Source organism: Maribacter spongiicola, assembly GCF_052119685.1.
In the GTDB taxonomy this organism is placed as follows: domain Bacteria; phylum Bacteroidota; class Bacteroidia; order Flavobacteriales; family Flavobacteriaceae; genus Maribacter; species Maribacter spongiicola_A.
In genome coordinates this window covers 81,466-105,558 of record NZ_JBGQOO010000003.1, presented here as the reverse complement: position 1 = coordinate 105,558, position 24,093 = coordinate 81,466, and the positions used below count along the sequence as shown (strand labels likewise).

The window sequence follows — 24,093 nt, the reverse complement described above, 5'->3', positions numbered from 1 at the left end:
ATTTAAATGATTGCAAATCAAAAGTTTAGTTAATTGGCATGAAATTAGACTTCTCATTATTGTTGTCAATCATCATCATCATCATCATCAAATCACGCTAAGCAAAGTCTAAGCATCAAAAAGCAAAAATCATGTTTAAAAACTATCTAAAAATTGCCTGGAGGAGCTTAAAAAAGCAAGCCTTTTTTACTTTTCTAAATACATTCGGACTAGCCATTGGTATGGCTGGTGCATTGATTATTTCGCTATACATCTACGACGAGCTTAGTTATGATAAAATGTTTGCCGATGCAGATAGAATTTATCGCATAGATTCAGATATAAAATTTGGCGGAGCAGAAATCAAAGCAGGTGAATCTGCAGCACCAATGGCAGAAACATTAAAAAGAGATTATCCGCAGGTAGAATCTTCAGTTCGTTTTAGAACGGTAGGTAGTATGTATGTGAAGAAAGTTGGAGGAGACAGAAGTGCTAAAGAAAACCAAATAACGTATGCCGATTCTACTGTTTTCGAGTTCTTTGGTATCAATTTAATTGCTGGTAATGCTAAAACAGCGTTGACGGGCACTAATTCTTTAGTACTTACCAAAACTGCCGCAGAGAAACATTTTGGTTCAACAGATCTTATTGGTCAGAATTTACTTTTAGATAATACCGATACATACACGGTAACCGGTGTAATAGATGACATGCCCAAGAATTCATATTTCAAAGACTATAGTGTGTTTTTAGCCATGGCGGGCAACGTGGCATCGAGAGAAGATAATTGGGGCGGAAATAATTATTTTACGTTTATAAAACTAATACCGGGCGTGACGGCAGAAGATTTTCAAGAACCCTTGCAAGGCATGTTAGAGCGGTACATGTTACCATGGGCACAAAAATATTTTCCGGGTATGACGGCCGAGTCGTTTGCGGCATCGGGTAATTATATTCGGTATCACACGTTGGCATTGACCGACATCCATTTACATTCCGACAAAAGCTCGGAAATGAGTGCGACAAGCAGTATCCAAAATATTTACATTCTTTCTTTTATTGGGCTGTTCTTAATCATCTTGGCAAGTGTAAATTTCATGAATTTATCTACGGCACACTCCTTAAAGAGGGCTAAAGAGGTCGGGGTAAGAAAGACCCTTGGTTCTAATAGATCGAATCTGATATTTCAATTTTTAACCGAATCAGGTTTAATAGCATTTTTGTCCCTAATAGCGGCACTATTAATTACATTAATAGCATTACCTCTTTTCAATAGCTTCACGGGTAAATCAATCGTAATTCCGTTTACTCAGCCTTTATTTTGGTTGATGTTGTTGGTAGCTACCGTTTTACTGGGTGTTTTCTCGGGTAGTTATCCGGCATTTTTCATGTCAAGATTTACACCAGTTAAAAGCTTAAAAGGTGGTGCAACTGAAAGTGTAGGAAATGGCAGAGTACGTAATGCATTGGTCATCTTTCAGTTTTCAATATCGGTATTTCTAATCATAAGTACCTTGGTCGTATTTCAACAATTAAACTATATACAGAGCAAAGATTTGGGCTTTACCAAAGATCAAGTGTTGTTAATTAATGAGATAGGAGCACTAGGATCCAAGACCAAAGCTTTTAAAGAGCAAGTTGCTAAAATGGGTTATGTAGAGAGTGCTACGTTAAGCGATTATTACCCAACACCTTCTTGGCGATCAAATAGTTCGTTTTTTGAAGAGGGAGCAAGAGATCAAGAAAGTGCCATTCAAATGCAAGAATGGAACGTAGATTCCGATTATTTAAAAACTATGGAAATGGAAATAGTTGCTGGGCGTGATTTTAATCCGCAATATGCATCCGATTCTACGGCTATGATTATAAATGAAGCTACGTTGCCTATTATGAATGTAACGGCAGAACAAGCTTTAGGTATGCGCATATCAGAAGAAATAGAACTAGAAAATCCTACGTACTATACTATAATTGGAGTCGTTAAAGACTTTCATTATACGTCGTTACGTACCAATATTAGTGCACTAGGAATGCATTTGAATACTGATGCCGAAAATATGGCAGTTAGAATGAATGGTGGAAATTATACAAATAATATTGCGGCCATTGAAAGTATATGGAAGGCCATGGCACCAGGTCAACCTTTCGATTATCGCTTTATGGACGAAGCTTATAATACGACTTACGAAGCTGAGCAAAAACTAAGTCAGATATTTTTCATTTTTACTTTACTATCCATTTTCATTGCTTGTTTAGGATTATTTGGATTAGCTGCCTTTAATGCTGAAAAACGTACAAAAGAAATTGGCGTTAGAAAAGTATTGGGGGCTACTGTAAGTCAAATCTCATACCGACTTACGGTAGACTTTCTAAAATTGGTAGGTATAGCAATATTGGTTTCATTGCCAATAGGTTGGTTTGTTATGAATAAGTGGTTAGAAGATTTCTCGTACCGCATTGAAATCGGTGTCGGCATTTTCGCTTTGGCAGCAGTATTAGCAATAGTTGTAGCTATTGTCACGGTTAGTTATCAAAGTATAAAAGCGGCAGTTGTAAATCCGGTAAAGAGTTTACGTTCAGAATAGCCGTTTTATAGGTGGCAATTAGTCGTATTAAGTTGATACAAGGGGTAGTGTAACATTCTGATTTTTAATCGGTCTTTGTAAATATATTGTACATCTTTTGTCAAAATATTTTACACTCGGCATATCGGTTTTTATTTTAAACATTTGATAATCAGTATTTTGATAGTGTGGCACGAATTTAGACTTAAGTTTTACGTCATCAATCAACAATCAATTTTTAGCATAAGCTAATAATCAATCAAAAAACGAACAATCATGTTTAAAAACTATTTGAAAATAGCTTGGCGAAATCTCTTAAAGAACAAGGGATATACGTTTATCAATGTTGGCGGACTAGCATTAGGTATGGCAGTAACCTTAATCATAGGGTTATGGATACAAGATGAGCTTTCGTATAATCGCTATTTTAAAAATAAAGATAGTCTTGCCCAGGTCTTTCAATCACAAACTTTTAATGGAGAAACAGGTACAGGACCTGCAATACCTAGACCATTAGAAAAAGGTTTGCGAGACGGTTATGGCGACAATTTTAAGCATCTTATTATGTGCTCTTGGACTAATGATCACTATCTAAAATATGGTGAAAAAAATATATCTAGACCAGGCAATTATATGCAAAAAGCTGGTCTAGAAATGTTTGGTTTAAACATTATAAAAGGAGAAAAAGACGGGTTAAGAGAAATTAATTCTATCATGCTTTCTGAATCTACTGCGGATGCTCTGTTTGGTAATGAAGACCCTATCGGCAAAATAATTACGGTAAGTAATGAACATAAGATGAATGTAAGTGCTGTGTATAGCGATATACCGGTAAATAATTCTTTTAATGATACCGATTTTGTAATTCCGTGGGAAAAGTATTTAGCCAATAATGAATGGATACGAAATGCAGAAGATCAATGGGGTAACAATTCATTTCAGATGTTTGTACAATTGGCAGATAATGTAACTTTTGATAAAGTAAATAGTACGATCAAGAATGTAAAGAAAGACCTAAATGAAGATACAGCGCAATTCAACCCTCAGATATTTCTTTTCCCCATGGAGGAATGGTATTTACGTAGCAATTTTGAAAATGGTAAACAAGTAGGAGGTCGAATTAAGTATGTTTGGCTCTTTGGTATTATTGGGGCTTTTGTACTGCTTTTGGCATGTATAAATTTCATGAATTTAAGTACCGCAAGGTCAGAGAAAAGAGGTAAAGAAGTAGGTATAAGAAAATCAATAGGGTCACAAAGAGGACAGTTAATTTATCAGTTTTTAAGTGAATCTTTTATAGTTGTATTATTTGCTTTCGTAGTTGCTATTTTACTAGTGTTACTCTCATTAAACGGCTTTAATGAACTTTCTAAAAAAGAGATTGTATTTCCTTGGGGTAATGGAGTTTTTTGGGGAGTTTCATTACTATTCATTTTGTTTACATCATTGTTGGCAGGTAGTTATCCGGCATTATATCTTTCATCCTTTAAGCCAGTAGATGTTTTAAAAGGCACCTTTAAAACAGGGAAATATGCAGGTTTGCCAAGAAAAATATTGGTTGTGGTTCAGTTTACGGTTTCCGTGGCATTTATTATTGGTACTGTAATAGTTATGCAACAGATCAACTTTGCTAAAAATAGACCTGTAGGGTACGATAAAGAAGGTTTAATTCAGGTGCCAACATTCAGTCAAGATTTTGTTGGTAAGTATGATTTAATGCGAACTGAATTTTTGGGGTCAGGTGCAGTGATAGAAATGTCAACATCTAGTAGTCCAACAACGCAAATATGGTCCAATAGAGGTGGTTTTACTTGGGAAGGAAAGCCAGAAGGTTTTCAAGAAGATCTAGCTTGGACAGAAGTGTCTCCAGAATACGCAAAATCGCTAAATATGAAAATAGTAGAAGGAAGAGATTTCTCTAGAGATTTTGCTACAGATTCTTTGGGGGTGTTAATTAATGAAACTGCTAAGAAATATTTGGGAATGGAGAATCCGGTTGGTCAGTTATTAAGAGATGATAATGAGGAAGACCCTAATCCACCATTAAAAATAATAGGTGTTGTACAAGATATGATTACCCAATCACCCTATGAACCAGTAAAACAAGGAGTATATGTGTATGATAGAAATGACAATGCTAGTTATTATAACATGAGGTTGAACCCTAACCAAAGTGCTACCCAGAACATAGCTTTCATACAAAATGTATTTAAAGAGCACTTTCCAGATATCCCATTTGAGTATGATTTTGTTGATGGGGAATATGGAGAAAAATTTGCATCTGAAGAACGTATTGGAACACTCTCTGGGGTATTTACAGCACTTGCAATATTAATAAGTTGTTTGGGCTTATTTGGCTTAACCTCATTTGTGGCAGAACAGCGAAAGAAAGAAATAGGGGTAAGAAAAGTTTTGGGAGCCTCTATTTTTAATGTATGGAATATGTTGTCTAAAGACTTTTTAAAATTGGTGATTATCTCTTGTTTCATAGCGGTGCCCATTGCTTATTTTGTAATGAACGGTTGGCTACAAGAGTACCCATATAGAGTAATTCTAAAATGGTGGATTTTCGCAATAGCCATAGTAGGTGCTATGTTTGTGACCCTTCTAACCGTTAGCTTTCAAGCTATAAAAGCAGCAAAAGCGAATCCTGTAAAAAGTTTGAGAACCGAGTAATATAATAAAGCTGTCACCTTTAGTGCAGTTGAGAGATAAGTAGTTCTTGATTACGCTCGAAGAAATAAAAAATATAAAAACACTCATCATGTTTAAAAACTATTTAAAAATTGCTTGGCGAAACTTAATAAAAGATAAAACGAATACCGGTTTAAATGTAGTGGGATTATCCATAGCTTTTGCCGTGGCAATATTGCTGGGAATGGCAGCCATGTTTCAACTTTCGTATGATGGTTTTCACGCAAATGTCGATTCAATTTATAAGGTTGTGCGTACAGAACAAACTCCTAAAGGACCAAAAGCAGGTACAGTTCAACCAGCACCTTTAGCTCCTGCATTATATGCTGAGGTACCTGGAGTGAAACGAATAGCCAGATGTGTAGAAGATGGAACGCTTGCGCTCTATAATGACAAAGAGGTAAGTATGGATATTATTTGGGTAGACCAAGAATTCTTTTCCATGTTCAGCTTTCCTATTCTTAACGGGAATGATAAGAACCCCTTAGATAATTTAAATTCTGTTGTGGTTACAAAAGGTGGGGCAAATAAATTATTTGGGTCAACCGATGTTATTGGAAAAACGTTTAACCTTTTGGTAAATGGGCAGGAAACGCCATTTACGGTAAGTGCTATTGCAGACAATATACTTCCGCAAAGCAATTTAGATTTTCAAATTGCCGCTAGATTTGAAAGTCATAACGAGTATAATGAAAGTAAAGAAGCGTGGGATAGACAATATCACGCGGTATATGTAGAACTTGACGAAGGTATGACGGCATCGGTTTTTGAAAAAAGTAGCGAGCCCTTTATTGATCTTCACTACGAGGAAGGTATAAATCGTTTAAAAAGAGATGGAGCAACGGCAGATGAAAATGGTCGTTTTATAAATCTTAAACTGGTTTCGCTTAAAGATGTACATTTTGCAAATTTTAAAAATGGATTTGTTGAGGTGAGTAGGAGTAGACCGTACCTCATTTTCGGTATCGCTTTATTAATATTGTTCATTGCCTGTGTCAACTATATAAACATGAGTATTGCAAAGACGGCAAAACGTCTAAAGGAAATAGGTATGCGTAAAACCTTAGGGGCACAAAAGCAGCAACTGTTTTTTCAATTTTGGAGCGAAAGTTTGTTTGTTTTTCTATTATCTATAACTATTGGTGTGGTGTTGAGTGCAGTTTTTTTGAATGATTTTAAGTCAATGTTCAATACACAGATTTCTTCAGAACTACTTTTATCACCTGTATTTTTAGTAGGACTTTTACTAACAGTCCTTGTTATTACCATGCTTGTTGGTGGTTACCCTGCACTATTGATGAGCCGTTTAGGCACGATTCAGTCTTTAAAAGGAAAATTGGAATCTTCGGGCAGCAATAAGGTGAGAAACGTACTTATGGTGTTTCAATTTGGCATAGCAATTCTTATGATTGTTGGCACTTTGGTCTTATGGGGGCAAATTGATTATATGCGTAATAAGGATTTAGGTTTTGATAAAGAACAGGTGGTTTCCTTTCCTTTAAACGGCAAGCGAAATAGTCACGATATGGTAGAATTGTTGCGTGACGAGCTAAGCGGTAATCCAGATATAATTTCAGTCAGCGGTTCTGATAGTAATTTGGGCCTAGGAAAAGATGGTGGTAGGTCTTCTAGCGGCATTGGTTTTGAATATAAAGGCCGTATTGTATTGACTAATTTTTTAGTGGTTAATCATGAATACATCCAAACATTAGGATTAAATATGGTAACTGGAAGAAATTTTGCGAGTGCCGGTGATAGCTTAGGAGTTGTAATCAATGAAGCAATGGCCAAAGAATTAGGAGAACAAGATCCGCTAGTTTCACAATTAGAGATTGATGATGGTGTATTTTATCCCGTTTATGGGGTTGTTAAAGATTACAATTTCACAGATTTAGATCGGGAAATTGCGCCAATGACTTTTTTTATGAGTAGGCAACAAAATCTTACCTATGGTTTTGTAAAAGTCTCGCCAGCTAACATGGCCAATTCATTTGCTGCCATTGAATCTGCATGGAAAAAACTAGAACCTAATGCAGAATTTTTAGGATCCTTTGTAGACGAGAATATAGATAGAACATTTAAGCAAGAAAAAACAACGGCTAAAATGATTGCCAGTGGTTCTGTAATAGCAATTTTGTTAAGTTGTATGGGGCTCTTCGCAATGTCTTTGTTAATAGTATCGCAACGAACTAAAGAAATAGGCATAAGAAAAGTAGTTGGGGCCAGTGTTACCTCAATTACCTATATCCTGACCAAAGACTTTTTGAAATTGGTTTTGATTGCCTTTGTAATCGCTTCACCAATTGCATGGTGGGCAATGCGCGAATGGCTCCAAAATTATGCATACAAAATTGAATTGAGTATCTGGTATTTTGTGGCAGCGGGTGCGCTGGCATTAATAATTGCCTTTCTAACAATTGGTACAAGAACCGTTAGAGCAGCTAGGGCAAATCCGGTAAAAAGTTTAAGAACAGAGTAAAACTATACAGATATGCTACGTAATTATTTGAAAATATCAGTTCGGTATTTGTCTAAGAATAAGCTTTATTCTTTCATCAATATTTTTGGATTGGCAATAGGTATAGCTTCTTTTGTGCTTATTATGCTCTATATCAATTATGAGCAGAGCTATGATAAGTTTGAAGGGTCCGAAAATATTTATCGAGTGTATATGGATTATTTGGAAGGCAACACCTTTGTTGCTGGTGATGCACAAACTTATAATCTTTCTGGTCCAACTTTAAAAAGTGAGTTTCCAGAAGTGTTGGATTATGTACGATTCTTTTATTTTGAAAAAATGACGTTCCAATTGGGCGAAAGAATATTTGAGCAGCCCTTGGGCTCATTGGCAGATCCTTCTTACTTTGATATTTTTAACTATCCATTATTGAAGGGAGAGAAAGAAACCGTACTTTCTCAACCTTATTCAATAGTCCTTTCAAAATCGTTTGCTCAGAAGTTGTTTGGGAATGAAAACCCTCTACAGAAAACGATTTCAGCATTTAGAGATGGTAAAGAAGCTGTCCTTACCGTAACAGGTGTAATGGATGATATTCCTAAAAATGCTCATTATAGAAATACCTTTTTAATCTCTTACGAAACTGAAAAAACATGGACAGACTGGGGTCCGAAAGCGCATGAACTTAATTGGAATGCTAACAATTATTATACTTTTATAAAATTAGACCCAAATACGAATGCAGATGTGTTGCGGCAAAAGATAATTGAAAGCGATATTGAAGAAGATACGGAAGAACAGCATAATATAGAGCCTATTGAAGACATACATTTATATTCAAATAAGCCTTATGAAGTTTCTGCAAATGGTAGTATTACCCGTGTAAAGTTTCTTATGGCCATCGCCTTTATTATTCTTATACTTTCTTGGTTAAACTATGTAAACCTTTCTGTAACCAAATCGATGGAGCGGGCAAAGGAAACAGGTATTCGTAAGGTGTCTGGCGCCCAAAAATCGCAATTGATTATTCAATCTTTATTTGAATCAATATTGTTGAACCTAATTGCTATTATATTATCGTTATTATTAGTGGTTATAGTTTTGCCGTTATATAATGGTATCACAGGAAAGGGGCTTAATTTACAATTAGGGAGTTTGTCGGCTTTCTTACCTTATTTTCTTTTTATTCTATTCGGTATGGTTGCTGCGGGTCTTTACCCAGCTCTTTTGTTAAGTAGTTATTCTCCAATAAAAGCACTAAAAGGTAAAATACAGACTTCATCACAAGGCTTGGCAATTCGAAAAGGACTTATTGTAGCTCAGTTTTTAGCGACGATTGTTTTGTTAATCGGCACTATTGTGGTAACCAAACAAATTAGTTTCTTAGAAAGCCAGCCTATAGGTACTGACATTAATCAAGTTATAGCATTAAAGGGCGAAGTGGTAACGACTAGGCCAGATTCTTTACTTATAAATGAGTATAAGGTTTTAGAGGAAGAGTTAAAGAAATTACCATTCGTAGAAAAAATTGCGATTGCACAAAGTTACCCCGGTGATAGTTTTGATAATCTATCATCTAACCGAGGCATATTATTGCCAAATGGTACTAAAGAAGATGATAAATTATTCTACACATATCATGTGCAACCAGATTATTTTGATTTGGTGGATATCGAATTTTTAGCTGGTGGTACCTTTCTACCTTCATCAAATTTCGATGGAAAACAAGTAGTGGTCAATGAAACTTTTCTGAAGAATATGGGCATTTCTTCCTATGATGAAGTACTGAATAAAACGGTAGGTTTCTGGGGAGAAAATGAATGGAGGGTAACAGGTGTTATTAAGGATTATTATCATTTTGGATTGAAAAGCCCTTTATTGCCAATGGTTATTAGATATGAGCGTGACGTAAATAACATTTTAATAAAATTAGATGCTTCTGCTGCGTCGGTTGCAGGTTTTGAATCTTCCATCGCACAGATAAAATCCGAATGGACTAAAATATTTCCAAAAAGTACCTTTAACTATACGTTCTTAGATCAAAAGTTTGAGGCACAATATCAAGAAGATAAATCTTTTGGAGCTGCTTTTCAGGTATTTACTTTACTAGCTATATTGATTGCAGCCATGGGTCTTTTTGGTCTAACTTCATACACTGTTGTACAACGAAAAAAGGAAATTGGTATCCGTAAAGTAAATGGAGCCACAATACCTCAAGTTCTTACACTTTTAAATAAAGACTTTGTAAAATGGATTGGTGTGGCATTTGTTATTGCAGTACCTATTTCTTGGTATGTTATGAGTCAATGGCTTGAAGGGTTTGCTTATAGAACAACACTTAGTTGGTGGGTGTTTGCGCTTGCAGGTATTTCAGCACTTTTAATTGCATTGTTAACAGTAAGCTGGCAAAGCTTTAATGCCGCAGTGGCTAACCCAGTAGAATCTCTGCGTGATGAATAATTATTTTTAAAAAGTATAAATACGTTCAGTTTAAAAGCAACAACAAATCACTAACAAACTAATTCACTATAAAAATCATGTTATTACAATTAAGAAATATTTTCAAATGGGTACAGCAAGGCGGTCAACGTATTTTTTTGCTGAAAGATATTAATTTAGAAGTAGCCGAAGGGGAGTTTATTTCAATTATGGGTCCGTCGGGATCAGGGAAATCTACTTTGCTGAATGTTATTGGTATGCTTGATACTTTTGATGAAGGCGAGTATGATTTTCTGAGTGAATCGGTTCACACGTTAAAAGAGAAATATCGCTCTAATTTGTATAAGGAGTACATAGGTTTTGTATTTCAATCATATCACCTGTTAGATGATTTAACGGTTGAAGAAAATTTAGAAATGCCATTGTTGTACAAAAAGATAAAAAGTTCTGAGCGCAAAGCGTTAGTGGCAGATATGTTAGATAGATTTAATATAGTTGGCAAGAAAGATTTATTCCCAACACAATTAAGTGGCGGTCAACAGCAGTTGGTGGGCGTAGCCCGTGCATTGATAGGTAAGCCAAAATTGATATTGGCAGATGAACCGACCGGAAATCTTAACTCACAGCAAAGCGAAGAAATTATGGAGCTTTTTAAGAAGCTAAATGAAGAGGACGGAGTTACGATTATTCAAGTAACACACTCCGAAAAGAATGCGGAGTACGGTTCAAGAATTATCAACCTTTTAGATGGTAGAAAGATTTAAATTTCTACGGAATGTTATTTTGAGTGTAGTTGAAAACTTATAGGTTAGAATTTATTTTCGAATGTCAGTTCGTGTTCCCATTATTCATTTTTTTATTGAATAATGGGTGTACTTCGGCTAAGCTCAGGAGAACTGTCGCGAAACTTTTGAAAACAAATAGTTCCTAACTGAAAAAAAAATGTAGTATTCTAACAACCAACAACCACTAATCCGTATACCCTTCAGGATGCATTTCGTCAAATTCGGTTTGGTCTTGAAAAGCCTTGGCTAATAAAAGTATACTCGCTTCGTCATATAAATTACCAACTAAGGTGATGCTGGTAGGGTGTTTTTCTTTATCCAAACCTGTTGGAATTGCAATAACCGGGTGTCCGGTAAGATTGGTGATAATTAATTGTTTGTTGCCAAATGTAGGTGAGATCAGCACATCATAATCTTTCATGATAGCCTGCATTTTTTCAATAAGCACTTGTCGGTGACGGTTAGCTTGTAAATATTCCACTGCAGGTATAAAACGAGCTTGTCGTAAAGAGTTTGCACGTGAGCGTTGATCTTGCTCCACCATTTTATCAACATTTTCAGAACGTACCAAATCGTCGAAAAAAGCTCCTGCCTCAGCTCGTAATATCACATCAAAACTATTGTAGGGAATATCCTTTGGTAATTCTACTTCGTCTAGCGTAATTCCCATTTCTTTAAAAGTCTTCAATGCCTTTTCTAAGTTGTCTTTACTAAGCGAGGTGTCTTTGTCTATATCCTTTTTTAGATATGCAACGCGAAGTGTTTTGTAATTTTTTTTGGGTTCAAATCCGTCTGGGAAATCGGTAGTCATACCATCCTTTGAATCTTTACCGGTAATTACACTATATACAATAGCGCAGTCTTCGGCACTTCTTGCCATAGGTCCGACCTTGTCCATAGACCAACTTAAACTCATCACTCCGTGTCTGCTAACTCTACCATATGTTGGGCGTAAACCCGTAATTCCGTTTCTATTACTTGGCGATGTAATTGAACCTAAAGTTTCTGTTCCCAAGGCAAAAGGAACTAATCCTGCTGAGGTTGCAGATCCCGAACCTGCAGACGACCCTGTAGCACCCTGTTCGGTATCCCACGGATTTTTTGTTTTTCCATCGAACCAAACATCGCCACGTGCCAATGAACCAGAAACCAATTTAGCAACTAAGACTCCGCCAGCAGCCTGTAATTTTTCAACCACCGTAGCTGTCATTTCAATTTGTTGATCACGATAAGGTTCTGCACCCCATGTGGTTTTATAACCTTCGACAGCCATAAGGTCTTTTACGCCGTATGGTATGCCATGTAAAATTCCGCGGTAGTTTCCGGCAGCAAGCTCGGCATCTAAAAGTTTAGCTTGTACTAAGGCCATTTCTTCGGTTATGGTAATTGTACATTGTAATATGGGGTTATATTTTTTTAATCGGGCTATAAAAAATTGCGTCAATTCTAGCGAACTTATTTTTTTGCTTTTAATGAGGGAGGCAAGTTGAGGTATGGAGTAAAAAGCTAGGTCAGCTTCTTTGTTTGGTAGTTCTACGTTATTTGGAATTTCCCATTCAGGGAATCCTGCTTGTGCTTTTGGGGTGAAGTTTAAAGGTAAAGGGTTAAACTGTATTGCAGGTACGACATCGTTATCTAAAGTGTATTTACGTAGGGTGTCAAAACCTTCTTTATTTCGTTTTAGATAAGGGTATAGGGTGTCAATATATTTTTTATCGAAATCTAATCCCACTAGCTTTTGCGCTCTTTTTACATCTTTTTTAGAGAATTCATTTTTAGAACTAGAGCAAGATGTAATGAGTAAGAAAGTAAAGAGACAAAGAAATAAAAATAGAGCTAATCTTTTGGTAGGTTGGTGCATGACTTAAGTTTTAAAGAAGATTCTAAATTACGGTTTTTAGATAGTTTATTTCTACCTGTAAATCATAAATAATCAAGAATTGAACATCTGTTAATAAGAGGTTTTGATTATAATGGCATCTTCATTTTCAATACGCTAACTTCATAATCTAACATCTAAGGATTATCTTTGTAACCAGCTTGCCAACAAGCAGGTTTTAGAATGAATTTATAGAATGAAGATAGATAAGAAGGATGTTTTAAAGGCGTTGGAACATATTACCGTTCCGGGTGAAGGTCAAAACATGGTAGAAAGTGGTGCTGTCACCAATATTCAGATTTTTGGCGATGAGGTAGAAGTTGATATTACTATTGCAAACCCAAGCTTACAAGCACGTAAAAAGACCGAGGTAGAGATTTTAAAGATCATACACAGAGAAGTTTACGAAAAAGCCAAAATTAAAATAAACATTAAGGTCGACGCTCCTGCAGCAAAACCGAAAGTGAATGAGATAAAAGGTAAAGCGATACCGGGCATTTCTAATATTATAGCAGTGGCTTCCGGTAAAGGTGGGGTAGGTAAATCTACCGTAACGGCCAACTTAGCAGTTACTTTAGCGAAAATGGGCTTTAAAGTAGGTTTATTAGATGCCGATATCTACGGGCCATCAATGCCTATAATGTTCGATGTTGCGAACGATAAACCACTTGCGGTAACTATAGATGGCAAATCTAAAATGAAGCCGGTAGAAAGTTATGGAGTTAAACTATTATCGATTGGTTTTTTTACGCAAAGAGACCAAGCGGTAATATGGAGAGGACCAATGGCTTCTAAAGCATTGAACCAAATGATTTTTGATGCTCATTGGGGCGATTTAGACTTTATGTTGATCGATTTACCACCAGGTACGGGCGATATACACTTAAGTATTATGCAAGCCTTACCAATAACAGGTGCAGTTGTTGTAAGTACACCACAAGAAGTTGCACTTGCCGATGCAAGAAAAGGTGTGGCAATGTTTCAACAAGATTCTATAAACGTACCTGTTTTGGGAATTGTAGAAAATATGGCCTACTTTACGCCTGCAGAGTTGCCAGACAATAAGTATTATATTTTTGGTAAAGAAGGTGCTAAACATCTAGCAGAAGATTTAAATGTACCTTTCCTTGGTGAAATGCCTTTGGTACAAAGTATACGTGAAGCTGGTGATGCAGGTAGACCTGCAGCATTACAGACATCAACGCCTGTAGAAAAAGCGTTTGAAGAATTGACAAAAAAAATAGTGAGTGAGGTTGTTGCTAGAAATAAAACTCTGCCACCTACAGAAGCCATAAAGATTACAACAATGGCGGGTTGCTCGCCTGTTAATAAAAAATAAGTATGACATCAGCAGAACTAAAATTAAATGTTGAAAAAGCATTAGAAGAAATCAGACCTTTTTTACAAAGTGATGGTGGTGATATAACATTGATTTCTATTGATGATGAATCTTCTGTTAAAGTAAGATTAGAAGGTGCTTGTGTTGGTTGTAGTGTGAATCAAATGACACTAAAAAGTGGCGTTGAAATGACCATTAAAAAGTACGCCCCGCAAATTCAAGAAGTAATAAATGTAGCAGTTTAATGCCTGATAATTATCATAATTTATAATAGGATAGATTGATAATTTTGAAGGATATTACATAGAATTGAAGTAATGATTAAGACCGATATATTGATAATTGGCGCGGGACCTACGGGTCTTTTTGCCGTTTTTGAAGCAGGACTCCTAAAACTAAAATGCCATTTAATAGATGCCTTGCCACAGGCAGGCGGACAATGTTCTGAAATTTATCCTAAAAAACCTATTTATGATATTCCTGGTTTTCCAGAAGTATTGGCAGGTGATTTGGTCGATAATTTAATGGAACAAATAAAATCTTTTCAACCTGGTTTCACTTTAGGCGAGCGAGCAGAGACAATCAAAAAATTAGACGATGGTACTTTTGTAGTAACCACAAATAAAGGTACTGAGCATCATGCGCCGATAGTCGCTATTGCTGGTGGTTTAGGAAGCTTTGAGCCTAGAAAACCTTTGTTAGATAATTTGTCGAAATTCGAAGACAACGGTGTTGCTTACATGATTAAAGATCCTGAAGTATATCGTGATAAAAAAGTAATTATAGCTGGTGGCGGTGATTCTGCCCTAGACTGGAGTATTTTCTTGGCAGATGTAGCATCGCAAGTAACCTTGGTACATAGAAGAAATGAATTTAGAGGAGCTTTAGATTCTGTAGAGAAGGTTCAAGAATTAAAGAACCAAGGCAAAATTAATTTAATTACCCCTGCAGAGATTATTGGTCTTAATGGTAGTGATAAATTAGAATCTGTTTTAATCAGAAAAATTTCTGACGATAACGAAGAACTTGTTTTAGAGGTAGATGATTTTATCCCTTTATTCGGACTCTCACCAAAACTCGGTCCGATTGGAGACTGGGGGTTGGATATAGAAAAGAATGCTATTAAGGTTGATACGTTCGATTATCAAACAAACATACCTGGAATATTCGCGATTGGAGATGTAAATACATACCCTGGCAAATTGAAATTAATTCTTTGTGGTTTTCATGAAGCAACATTAATGTGTCAAAGTGCATTTCAAAAAATTCATCCAGATAAAAAGTACGTCATGAAATATACTACCGTAGGTGGTGTAAACGGTTTTGATGGTACTAAGAAAGAAGCGCCAAAAGCCGTAGTGAAAGCAATAGAATAATTATAATAAAATGTCATCCTGAGCGCGGTCTAACGACAAATGTGTTTTAGGCTATAAAATTATTACTTAATGACTGATATCAAGATAAAAATAACTGACCGCGATGGAGTGTTGCACGAGATAGATGCCCCAACGGATATGAATATGAATCTAATGGAAGTAGTTCGTTCTTATGAACTTGCACCAGAAGGTACTATAGGTATTTGCGGTGGTATGGCAATGTGTGCATCATGTCAATGTTATGTATTGTCAGATACAGAACTTCCAGAAATGGGTGATGATGAAGAAGCCATGTTATCAGAGGCATTTAATGTAAAAGATAATTCACGCTTAGGCTGTCAATTACATATTACTGAAGATATGGACGGACTTGAAGTAGAGCTTGCACCAGAAGAGCTTTAAGCGTCATTGCGAGGAAACGAGATGTAATGGAGACTGACGAAGCAGTCTGCTGAATTAATTTTAAAAGCTCGTGTTAGTCTAATGTTGGAAAATAAATTTTTATTTTCCAACAGCCAACAACCAACAACCAACAACCAACAACCAACAGCCAACAACCAACAACCAACAACCAACAACCATTTTTAAATTTGAACTTAAACTTAACTTAAACTTGAATTTTATTTTACCTAACTCCTAACTCCTAACTCCTAACCTATATCCTAGCTTGATACGTAAATAAATTATGGTATCTACCTTCTTTAACGATTAGCTCTTCATGAGAACCTTGTTCAGCAATGCGTCCGTTTTCAATCACTAATATCTGATTCGCTTTTCTAATTGTGCTTAATCTATGTGCGATAACGAAAGTGGTTCTTCCTTTGGTTAATTCTGCCAAACTTTTTTGAATTAAGGCTTCGCTTTCAGTATCAAGGTTAGAGGTAGCCTCATCTAATATTAATATTCTAGGGTTTGCCAAAACCGCACGTGCAATAGCAATACGTTGGCGTTGACCACCAGATAATTTTACTCCGCGTTCCCCAATTAAAGTTTCTAAACCATCTTCAAAACGGTCTGTAAATTCATTAACATAAGCTGCATTAACTGCTGCCGTTAATTCTTCTTCGGTCGCATTAGGTCTTGGAAAAAGAATGTTTTGGCGAATGGTACCTTCAAAAAGAAACTCATCCTGTAGAACAACGCCCAAATGCTTTCTAAAACTACTTAAGTTTACTTTGGCAATATCTTCACCATCAACGGTAATACTTCCCGATTGCGGATTCAAAAATGTAGCCGCCAACCCGGCAATAGTACTCTTACCAGATCCAGAACTACCGACTAAAGCGATAACCTCACCAGATTTTGCTTCAAAACTTATATTATGAAGCACTTCTTTGTCCTCTTCGTAAGCAAATGATACATCATTAAAAATGATATTACCTTCAAAATTTTTGAGAACCTCTGTGCGGTTTTCCTCGTCAGATTCAGGCACCATGTTCATCAATTCTTCGGTACGGTCTAAACCTGCCAAAGCTTCGGTTAATTGGCTTCCAATATTGCTCATCTGAACGATAGGGGCAACCATCAATCCTAATAAAAAAGTAAAGGTCAAGAAATCACCAATGGTCAATTCGTCCATCATAATTTTATAACCGCCAATTCCCATAATACCTGTAGTTGCCAATCCCAACAAAAAAGTAGATGAGCTGGTCATAAATGCGGTGGCAGTTAAACTTTTCTTCACATTTTGAAATAAACGATCAACCCCTTCTTCGAAGATTTTGTTTTCTTGTGCTTCGGCATTAAATCCTTTTATTACACGAACACCACCTAAGGTTTCGGTTAGTCTACCGGTAACTTCGGCATTGATTTTACCTCTATTTCTAAATATAGGTCGTATTACCTTAAAAGCTTTCAAGGCGATTAAAGCAAAAATAGCTAAAGGAACTAGTGTGAAAATGGTCATTGTCCAGCTTATACGAAGAAGTAAAATTAAAGATACAACGGCAGTAATAGTACCACCTACCAATTGCACCAAACCTGTGCCGATTAAATTACGAACCCCTTCAACATCACTCATAATTCGAGATACCAATGCGCCCGATTTTGTGTTGTCAAAGAAACTGATAGGTAATGAAAGAACTTTTTTCTGTACCTGTGCCCTAAGTTCAGAGATTAAATATTGCGCCTGAACACTCAAAATTTTAGTTAGTAAAAATGAGGTGACCGATTGTATTAAAATTGCCGAACCAACAGCAAGTACAAGAATTTTTAAAAGTTCAACGTTTTTGTTCGGTATTATATCATCCATTAAATATTTAAGGGATAATGGTGCTACAAAACTTGCCGCTTTACTGATGACAATTAAAAGCAAGCCAATAAATACAAGCTTTCGCCTTGGCCAAATAATTGTTTTAAATGCGGAAAGTACTGTTACTTTTTTTTCTGCCATAGGTATTTTTTGTTTGATGATTAGTCTGTGCCAATCAAGATTTCTAACAAACCTTCGCAAGGTACTTCAATTCTAAAGTTTTACCGAATCTAGAATAGGTTTTGATAATCGATAGTTGAATCAATAAAGGTTTTTATATTTGAGTATTAAGATTACCGACCAATGCTCAAAAAGACCATTTTATTTTTTCTATTAGTTACATTTTACGCGAATGCGCAAGAGCAATATTATGAGTTGCGAGACTTTGTAACCGATAGCGCAGGTGTTTTTACTTCTAGTGAAGTGTTTGAACTAAACCATCTATTAGTTGAGCTTGAAGAGAATACTACAAATCAGTTAGTGGTAGTAACGATAGAAAAACTAGGGTATGATACCATTGAAACTTATGCCAATGGTTTATTTAACCAAAACGGAATCGGTCAAGAGGGTAAAGATAATGGACTATTAATTTTATTCTCAGAATTAGATAGAGAAGTAAGAATAGAGGTAGGTTCTGGTTTAGAACCCTACATTACAGATGCCGTTGCATCAAGAATTATTAGAAATACGATGATTCCTAATTTTAAGGAAGAAGCATATTTTAAAGGTATCAATGAGGCTAGTAATCAGCTCATAGAATTTTTAAATAATCCAGAAGCACTAGAGGAGTTTAAAAAAGAGATTGCCGATGAAGATTCTAAAGGGAAGCTATATATGAATATATTTCTTGGTATATTTTTCTCCATATTTATAGGGGTTGGTGGCTTTTTCTTTCTTAAAAGCTATGTCAATGTTATCGAGGTTTTTAGAGGTATGTTCATGGGTAAATTAGGGGTGTTGCCTGGAGTGTTTATGCTTTTGGCAGGATCATTTTCAAGTGTTTTCGGTTTGGTGTTTATAATTGTTCCTTTAATTATAGGCTACAGTATTTACATGTCCAATTCCCAAGCTGCAGCTTTTATTTTTGATGAACCCAGTCTTATATTGTGGTTACTTCTTCCATTTTTTGGTATTGCCGCAATAATAGCATTTATAAAACTTAAGATTTCTGGTAAAGAAGATTTGAGCATTTCTTGGATCAAAAATGACAAATCCTATTACAGAAAAACATTCTCATCTTCAGGTACACATTCTTTTAGTTCGGGCAGTAGCTCTTCTGGTGGTAGTTCGAGTTCATTTTCTGGTGGTGGTGGAAGTTCTGGCGGTGGAGGATCGAGCGGTAGTTGGTAAAAATCAAGTACATTTATACATCTCAAGAATTCATTAAAATAGTAGCTATGAACAGAATTATTTATTTGTTGGCATTTGTCTTGGTTTTATCATGTAAAACTGAGAAACCTGAGAACCATGAAATTGAAAAATGGGAAGCTCAGGCTGCTAATGTAGAAATAATAAGAGATGATTTTGGGGTGCCTCATATTTATGGTAAAACAGATGCCGATGCGGTTTTTGGCTTATTATATGCACAATGCGAGGATGATTTCAATCGCGTTGAGCAGAACTATATATGGGCAACAGGTAGGTTGGCAGAAGTAGATGGCGAAGAAGCTTTATATAGCGATTTGCGTGCAAAATTGTTTATGAGCGAAGAAGAGGCGAAAGCTAATTATGAAAAAAGTCCCGCTTGGTTAAAAGAATTATGTGATGCCTTTGCCGATGGGGTTAATTACTATTTATACACGCACCCAAAAGTAAAACCAAGATTATTGACCCATTTTGAACCGTGGATGCCAATGTACTTCAGCGAAGGTTCAATTGGCGGAGATATTGAGCGTATTTCAACAAAAAAGATAGCTGCTTTTTATGATAGTAATATGGCTTTACCAGAAATGGAAGCGCTAAAGCTGAAAAAAGAAAAAGAAGTAGAAGAACCACAAGGCTCTAACGGTATTGCGATTTCAGGTAAACTAACGCAATCTGGTAATCCGCTATTATTGATAAATCCGCATACCTCATTTTATTTTAGGGGAGAAGTTCATGTGGTTTCAGAGGAAGGATTAAATGCCTATGGTGCGGTAACATGGGGTCAGTTTTTTGTTTACCAAGGATTCAATGAAAAAACCGGATGGATGCATACATCTACCTATACCGATGTAATGGATGAATTTAAAGAAACTATTGTTAAGAACGATGATAATTTATTCTATCAATACGGAGAAGAATTGCGACCGGTACAATCATCTGAAATAGTGTTGAAATACCTTGATGGTAAAAAGTTGAAAGAGAAAAAATATCCGGCATATAGAACTCACCACGGACCAATTACCCACGTTGTCGATGGACAATGGACAGCATCTGCCATGATGTGGGAACCGGTAAAAGCATTAGAACAATCATTTGTTCGCTCCAAACAAAGTGGCTATAAAGGTTTTCGTGATATGATGGATATCCGAACGAATTCCAGCAACAATACGGTGTATGCAGATGCAGAGGGCAATATTGCTTATTTCCACGGAAATTTTGTTCCTAAAAGAGATGTTCAATTTAATTATGAACTACCGGTAGATGGTAGTAACCCTAAAACAGACTGGCAAGGCTTACATTCAGTCGATGAGAATATTTTAGTGCTAAATCCAGAAAATGGGTGGATCCAAAACTGTAATTCTACGCCGTATACATCAGCTTTAGAATTCAGTCCTAAGAAAGAAGACTACCCATATTACATGTCAAAAGATCAAGAAAATTTCAGGGGCGTACATGCGATCAAATTATTGACGGATAGAAAAGGATATACTGTAGATAGTTTAATTCAATTAGCCCACGACCCATATTTACCGGCATTTAAAGCATTGATTCCTGGCTTGGTGAAAGAATATAATGCTCATGATGATAAGAATCCGAAATTAAGGGAGCCTATTGAGATTCTTGAAAATTGGGATTACACTACGGGTGAAAACCAAGTTGCCATGACATTGGCACATTTTTATGGAACAGCAATGGGTAGTAGCGCCAAGCATCCTGATAATATGAGTGATATGGAGCGCATGACCTATTTTGGTACCCATACAGAAGAATCTTTAAAAATATTCGAAGAAGTAATTGACCAGCTAACGGCTGATTTTGTAACATGGAAAATACCGTGGGGAGAGGTTAATAGATATCAAAGAATTACAGGAGATATCGTTCAACAATTCGATGATACAAAACCTAGTATCCCTATTGGTTTTGCTTCAGGAAGGTGGGGAGCTTTGGCTGCCTATGGTGCGCGTTATACAACAGACGGTGCGAAAAAATTATATGGTACAAGGGGTAATAGTTTTGTAGCTGTTGTAGAATTTGGTGAAAAGGTGAAAGCTAAAAGTATATTGGCTGGTGGGCAAAGCGGTGATCCTTCTTCACACCATTTCGACGATCAAATTGTTCGCTATAAAAATGTAAATTGGAAAGAAGTTCCTTTTTATCGCGAAGATGTTTTAAAAAGAGCACAAGAGACCTATAGACCTGGGAAAAGAAAATAGGTAGTTATTGTAGCATTTAAGATGGAATCTGCTGACTTAAACAATGAAGTGTTCCAAAGCCCCAAATTAAGTCTATACAGTTAATCCCGATTACTTCTCGGTCAGTAAAACAATCTGCTAATATATTTAATGCAATTCTATCATTGGCATCATTAAAAGTAGGTACTAAGACCGCTTTATTTATAATTAAAAAGTTAGCATAACTGGCAGGCAGTTCTAGCTCTTCAAATATAATTGGTTTTGGCATTGGTAACTCAACAACTTTTAATGGTTTACCATTTTCTAAGGTTGCGGCTTTTAAGCGTTTCAAATTATCTTGTAACGGTTGGTAATTTCTATGTTTTTTGTCTTCTTCAACAACGGTAACTACGGTATGTTCATTTACAAATCTACAAAGGTCATCTATATGCCCGTGTGTGTCATCGCCAATTATACCGTTACCTAACCAAATGGTATTGGTTACCCCAAAATATTCTTTGAAAACCGCTTCGTAATCTTCCCGTTTAAATGCTGAATTACGAACCTGAATAGACGGGTGTAAAAGACATTCTTCTGTGGTAATCAAAGTGCCTTTGCCATTTACTTCAAGTGCGCCACCTTCTAAAATTATTTTCTTACCATTGAAGATTGCTTGGCTTACTGGTATATCTAAATGATTTGCGACCTTATTTGGCACGTGCTTGTCTAACTGCCAGTTATTGTATTTGGCCCAACCATTAAAATTAAAATTTAAAGCCTCAGATTTCCCGTTATTTTTTACAATGATAGGTCCGGAATCTCGCATCCAACTTCTGTTGGTTTTATGAATGATAAAAGAGATTTTATTTATGTCTACAGTGGCCATTTCTAAAAGCTCTGTAACCGAAGTTTTAAGTTTTTCATTGGCAACAACCAAGTAAACGGTCTCGTAAAGCGCTACTTTTTTAATGAACTCTACAAAAGCCCAGCGAATAGCTTCGTATTTTCCAGGCCAATCATTTCCATTGTGGGGAAAACATAATAGTATACCTTTTTGCTTTTCCCATTCTGCCGGAAATCTTCTATTATACATAAACTTTAATCTAAAGCACGTTTTGTTATATCGCCAAAAGCATCGATACGTCTATCTCTGAAAAAAGGCCAATTTTGACGTACATTTTCCTGTAAGTCTAAATCAACTTCTGCGATTAAAATTTCTTCTTTATCATGAGAGGCTAATGCAAGTATTTCACCTTGAGGTCCGCAGATAAAAGATTTTCCCCAGAACTCTAATCCATCGGTTCCTGGTAGATATTTTTCTAATCCGATTCTGTTCGCGGCAGCAACGTAAATTCCGTTGGCAACGGCATGACCTTTCATTACATTCATCCATGCACCATATTGGTTTTCGCCATATTGCTCTTTTTCTGCCGGATGCCATCCAATAGCTGTTGGGTAGAATAAAATTTCTGCGCCTTTCATAGCTGTAAGTCTTGCAGCTTCAGGATACCATTGATCCCAACAAATTAGGGTTCCTATATTACCTTTTTTAGTTTTTATAGATTGAAAACCTAAATCACCGGGAGTAAAATAGAATTTTTCATAAAAATGTGGGTCATCGGGTATGTGCATTTTACGGTATAGACCTGCTTTTGTACCGTCTGTATCTATAATGTAAGCACTATTATGATAAATACCGGACATTCTTTTTTCAAAGAAAGGAATTATAAGGGCTACGCCTAATTCTTTTGCTAATGCACTGAAAGCCGTAAAAGAAATATCGCCTAACGGTTCTGCCATAGAAAAATTCGTTACATCTTCACTTTGACAAAAGTAATGGCTGCTATAAAGCTCTGGAAGACTGATAACTTCTGCACCTTGGTTAGCAGCTTTTCTAATCCATTCCAAGCATTTTTTTCTATTCTCGTCTGCGGTATTATTCAGGTTTAACTGAATAACGGCAACTTTATATTTCTGACCCATTAAAAAATGATATAATTAAAAACAAAGATATTAAATTAAATATCTTGTCGGCAGTGGATTAAATTTTAGAAATGTGAATTCTTACTCTTTCGTAACGATCAACGTTGCTTTAGAACCTGCAGATAAAAGCCATTTGTTAGAGTAGATTAATTCGCCTTTGTCATTGTAAACATCGACCTGTGCGGTATTTGGTGCCGAAGATCCATGGTTAAGTGCTTCGAAATCTAAACGATTAAAACCATCTTGCAAGTCAACATTTATACCTTTGAATGCACCTGTAAGTAATAGGTTGGGTTCAACCACCATATCGTTCATATAAATTTTTACACGATCGCCATCAACATATTCATGGTCTCTGCAGACTATGCCTATGAATTTTCCGCTACTTTTTACATCACCTAAATATTGATCGGCAAAATACTGACCAGAACCACCTAATCGCTCACCCGGACCAATTCGTGGATCTATTTTCATACCCGTACCAGCTTGTACCAATTCTTCATCGCGTAACATTTTTACAGGATTAGGTTCTCGCATATCAACACTTGGTTGTTCTTTAATTAAATTGGGCATGTTCAGAACAGAACCGGCACTAGGGGTTCCACTAGAGTTAATTGGATTTACCTTATCAATTTTCAACGGTTTTGATGTAGGTAAATCTGTTTGAGCAGAAACCTGAACCGCAGAAAAGGAGAGCAATGCAATAAAAAGAAAATAAAGCTTTCTCATCGAATCTTAAATATGATGAAATAAAGATAACAAATACCCTGCCATGGGTACTTAAGGCTTCGTTAAAAAAGGGTCGACGCC

The 24,093-nt window shown here is 36.2% G+C and carries 16 protein-coding genes; 11 read left to right on the top strand and 5 right to left on the bottom strand.

Annotation, left to right across the window (positions count from 1 at the left end; genetic code table 11):
* Window positions 1-131: 131 nt before the first annotated feature.
* The 5 genes from ACEN2N_RS06815 to ACEN2N_RS06795 all read left to right on the top strand — a co-directional run bounded on the left by ACEN2N_RS06815 (window position 132) and on the right by ACEN2N_RS06795 (window position 10,898).
* The gene (locus ACEN2N_RS06815; RefSeq protein ID WP_441823627.1) at window positions 132-2,564 is read left to right on the top strand and encodes an ABC transporter permease; all 2,433 of its coding nucleotides are present in this window, start codon (window positions 132-134) and stop codon (window positions 2,562-2,564) included.
* 255 nt (window positions 2,565-2,819) lie between these two features.
* Window positions 2,820-5,219 carry an ABC transporter permease gene (locus tag ACEN2N_RS06810; RefSeq protein ID WP_441823626.1) on the top strand — a complete coding sequence of 800 codons (2,400 nt, stop codon included), beginning with the start codon at window positions 2,820-2,822 and terminating at the stop codon, window positions 5,217-5,219.
* An 88-nt stretch (window positions 5,220-5,307) separates the two neighbouring features.
* Complete coding sequence (locus tag ACEN2N_RS06805) at window positions 5,308-7,716, top strand: FtsX-like permease family protein (protein ID WP_441823625.1); 2,409 nt, start codon at window positions 5,308-5,310, stop codon at window positions 7,714-7,716.
* Window positions 7,717-7,728: 12 nt separating this feature from the next.
* A complete protein-coding gene (locus ACEN2N_RS06800) occupies window positions 7,729-10,155 on the top strand; it encodes an ABC transporter permease (RefSeq protein ID WP_441823624.1) in 2,427 nt (808 codons plus the stop codon).
* A 77-nt stretch (window positions 10,156-10,232) separates the two neighbouring features.
* Window positions 10,233-10,898, top strand: coding sequence for an ABC transporter ATP-binding protein (locus ACEN2N_RS06795; RefSeq protein ID WP_441823623.1), 666 nt, complete (start codon window positions 10,233-10,235; stop codon window positions 10,896-10,898).
* Between the two features lie 205 nt (window positions 10,899-11,103).
* Here ACEN2N_RS06795 and ACEN2N_RS06790 read toward each other — a convergent pair whose 3' ends face one another.
* Complete coding sequence (locus ACEN2N_RS06790) at window positions 11,104-12,780, bottom strand: amidase (protein WP_441823622.1); 1,677 nt, start codon at window positions 12,778-12,780, stop codon at window positions 11,104-11,106.
* Between the two features lie 214 nt (window positions 12,781-12,994).
* Here ACEN2N_RS06790 and ACEN2N_RS06785 point away from each other — a divergent pair, with 214 nt between their 5' ends.
* The 4 genes from ACEN2N_RS06785 (at window position 12,995) to ACEN2N_RS06770 (ending at window position 15,915) form a co-directional block, all read left to right on the top strand.
* Window positions 12,995-14,137, top strand: a complete 1,143-nt coding sequence (locus tag ACEN2N_RS06785) for a P-loop NTPase (protein WP_441823621.1) — start codon at window positions 12,995-12,997, stop codon at window positions 14,135-14,137.
* 2 nt (window positions 14,138-14,139) lie between these two features.
* Window positions 14,140-14,382 (top strand): NifU family protein, encoded by a 243-nt coding sequence (locus tag ACEN2N_RS06780; protein ID WP_424002994.1) that lies wholly within the window; start codon window positions 14,140-14,142, stop codon window positions 14,380-14,382.
* 72 nt (window positions 14,383-14,454) lie between these two features.
* A complete protein-coding gene (locus ACEN2N_RS06775; RefSeq protein WP_441823620.1) occupies window positions 14,455-15,513 on the top strand; it encodes an NAD(P)/FAD-dependent oxidoreductase in 1,059 nt (352 codons plus the stop codon).
* 69 nt (window positions 15,514-15,582) lie between these two features.
* Window positions 15,583-15,915, top strand: a complete 333-nt coding sequence (locus tag ACEN2N_RS06770) for a 2Fe-2S iron-sulfur cluster-binding protein (RefSeq protein WP_027065921.1) — start codon at window positions 15,583-15,585, stop codon at window positions 15,913-15,915.
* Between the two features lie 253 nt (window positions 15,916-16,168).
* Here ACEN2N_RS06770 and ACEN2N_RS06765 read toward each other — a convergent pair whose 3' ends face one another.
* A complete protein-coding gene (locus tag ACEN2N_RS06765; protein ID WP_441823619.1) occupies window positions 16,169-17,905 on the bottom strand; it encodes an ABC transporter ATP-binding protein in 1,737 nt (578 codons plus the stop codon).
* A 162-nt stretch (window positions 17,906-18,067) separates the two neighbouring features.
* On the opposite strand from ACEN2N_RS06765, the gene ACEN2N_RS06760 reads away from it, so the two are divergent.
* The gene (locus ACEN2N_RS06760; protein ID WP_441823618.1) at window positions 18,068-19,114 is read left to right on the top strand and encodes a TPM domain-containing protein; all 1,047 of its coding nucleotides are present in this window, start codon (window positions 18,068-18,070) and stop codon (window positions 19,112-19,114) included.
* Window positions 19,115-19,161: 47 nt separating this feature from the next.
* Complete coding sequence (locus ACEN2N_RS06755; protein ID WP_441823617.1) at window positions 19,162-21,342, top strand: acylase; 2,181 nt, start codon at window positions 19,162-19,164, stop codon at window positions 21,340-21,342.
* Between the two features lie 16 nt (window positions 21,343-21,358).
* On the opposite strand, the gene ACEN2N_RS06750 is transcribed toward ACEN2N_RS06755, so the two are convergent.
* From ACEN2N_RS06750 to ACEN2N_RS06740, 3 genes are all read right to left on the bottom strand, one after another.
* Complete coding sequence (locus ACEN2N_RS06750) at window positions 21,359-22,393, bottom strand: agmatine deiminase family protein (protein ID WP_441823616.1); 1,035 nt, start codon at window positions 22,391-22,393, stop codon at window positions 21,359-21,361.
* Between the two features lie 5 nt (window positions 22,394-22,398).
* A complete protein-coding gene (locus tag ACEN2N_RS06745; protein WP_441823615.1) occupies window positions 22,399-23,283 on the bottom strand; it encodes a carbon-nitrogen hydrolase in 885 nt (294 codons plus the stop codon).
* A gap of 81 nt (window positions 23,284-23,364) precedes the next feature.
* On the bottom strand, window positions 23,365-24,012 hold the full coding sequence (locus ACEN2N_RS06740) for a hypothetical protein (RefSeq protein WP_441823614.1): 648 nt from the start codon (window positions 24,010-24,012) through the stop codon (window positions 23,365-23,367).
* Between the last annotated feature and the right edge of the window lie 81 nt (window positions 24,013-24,093).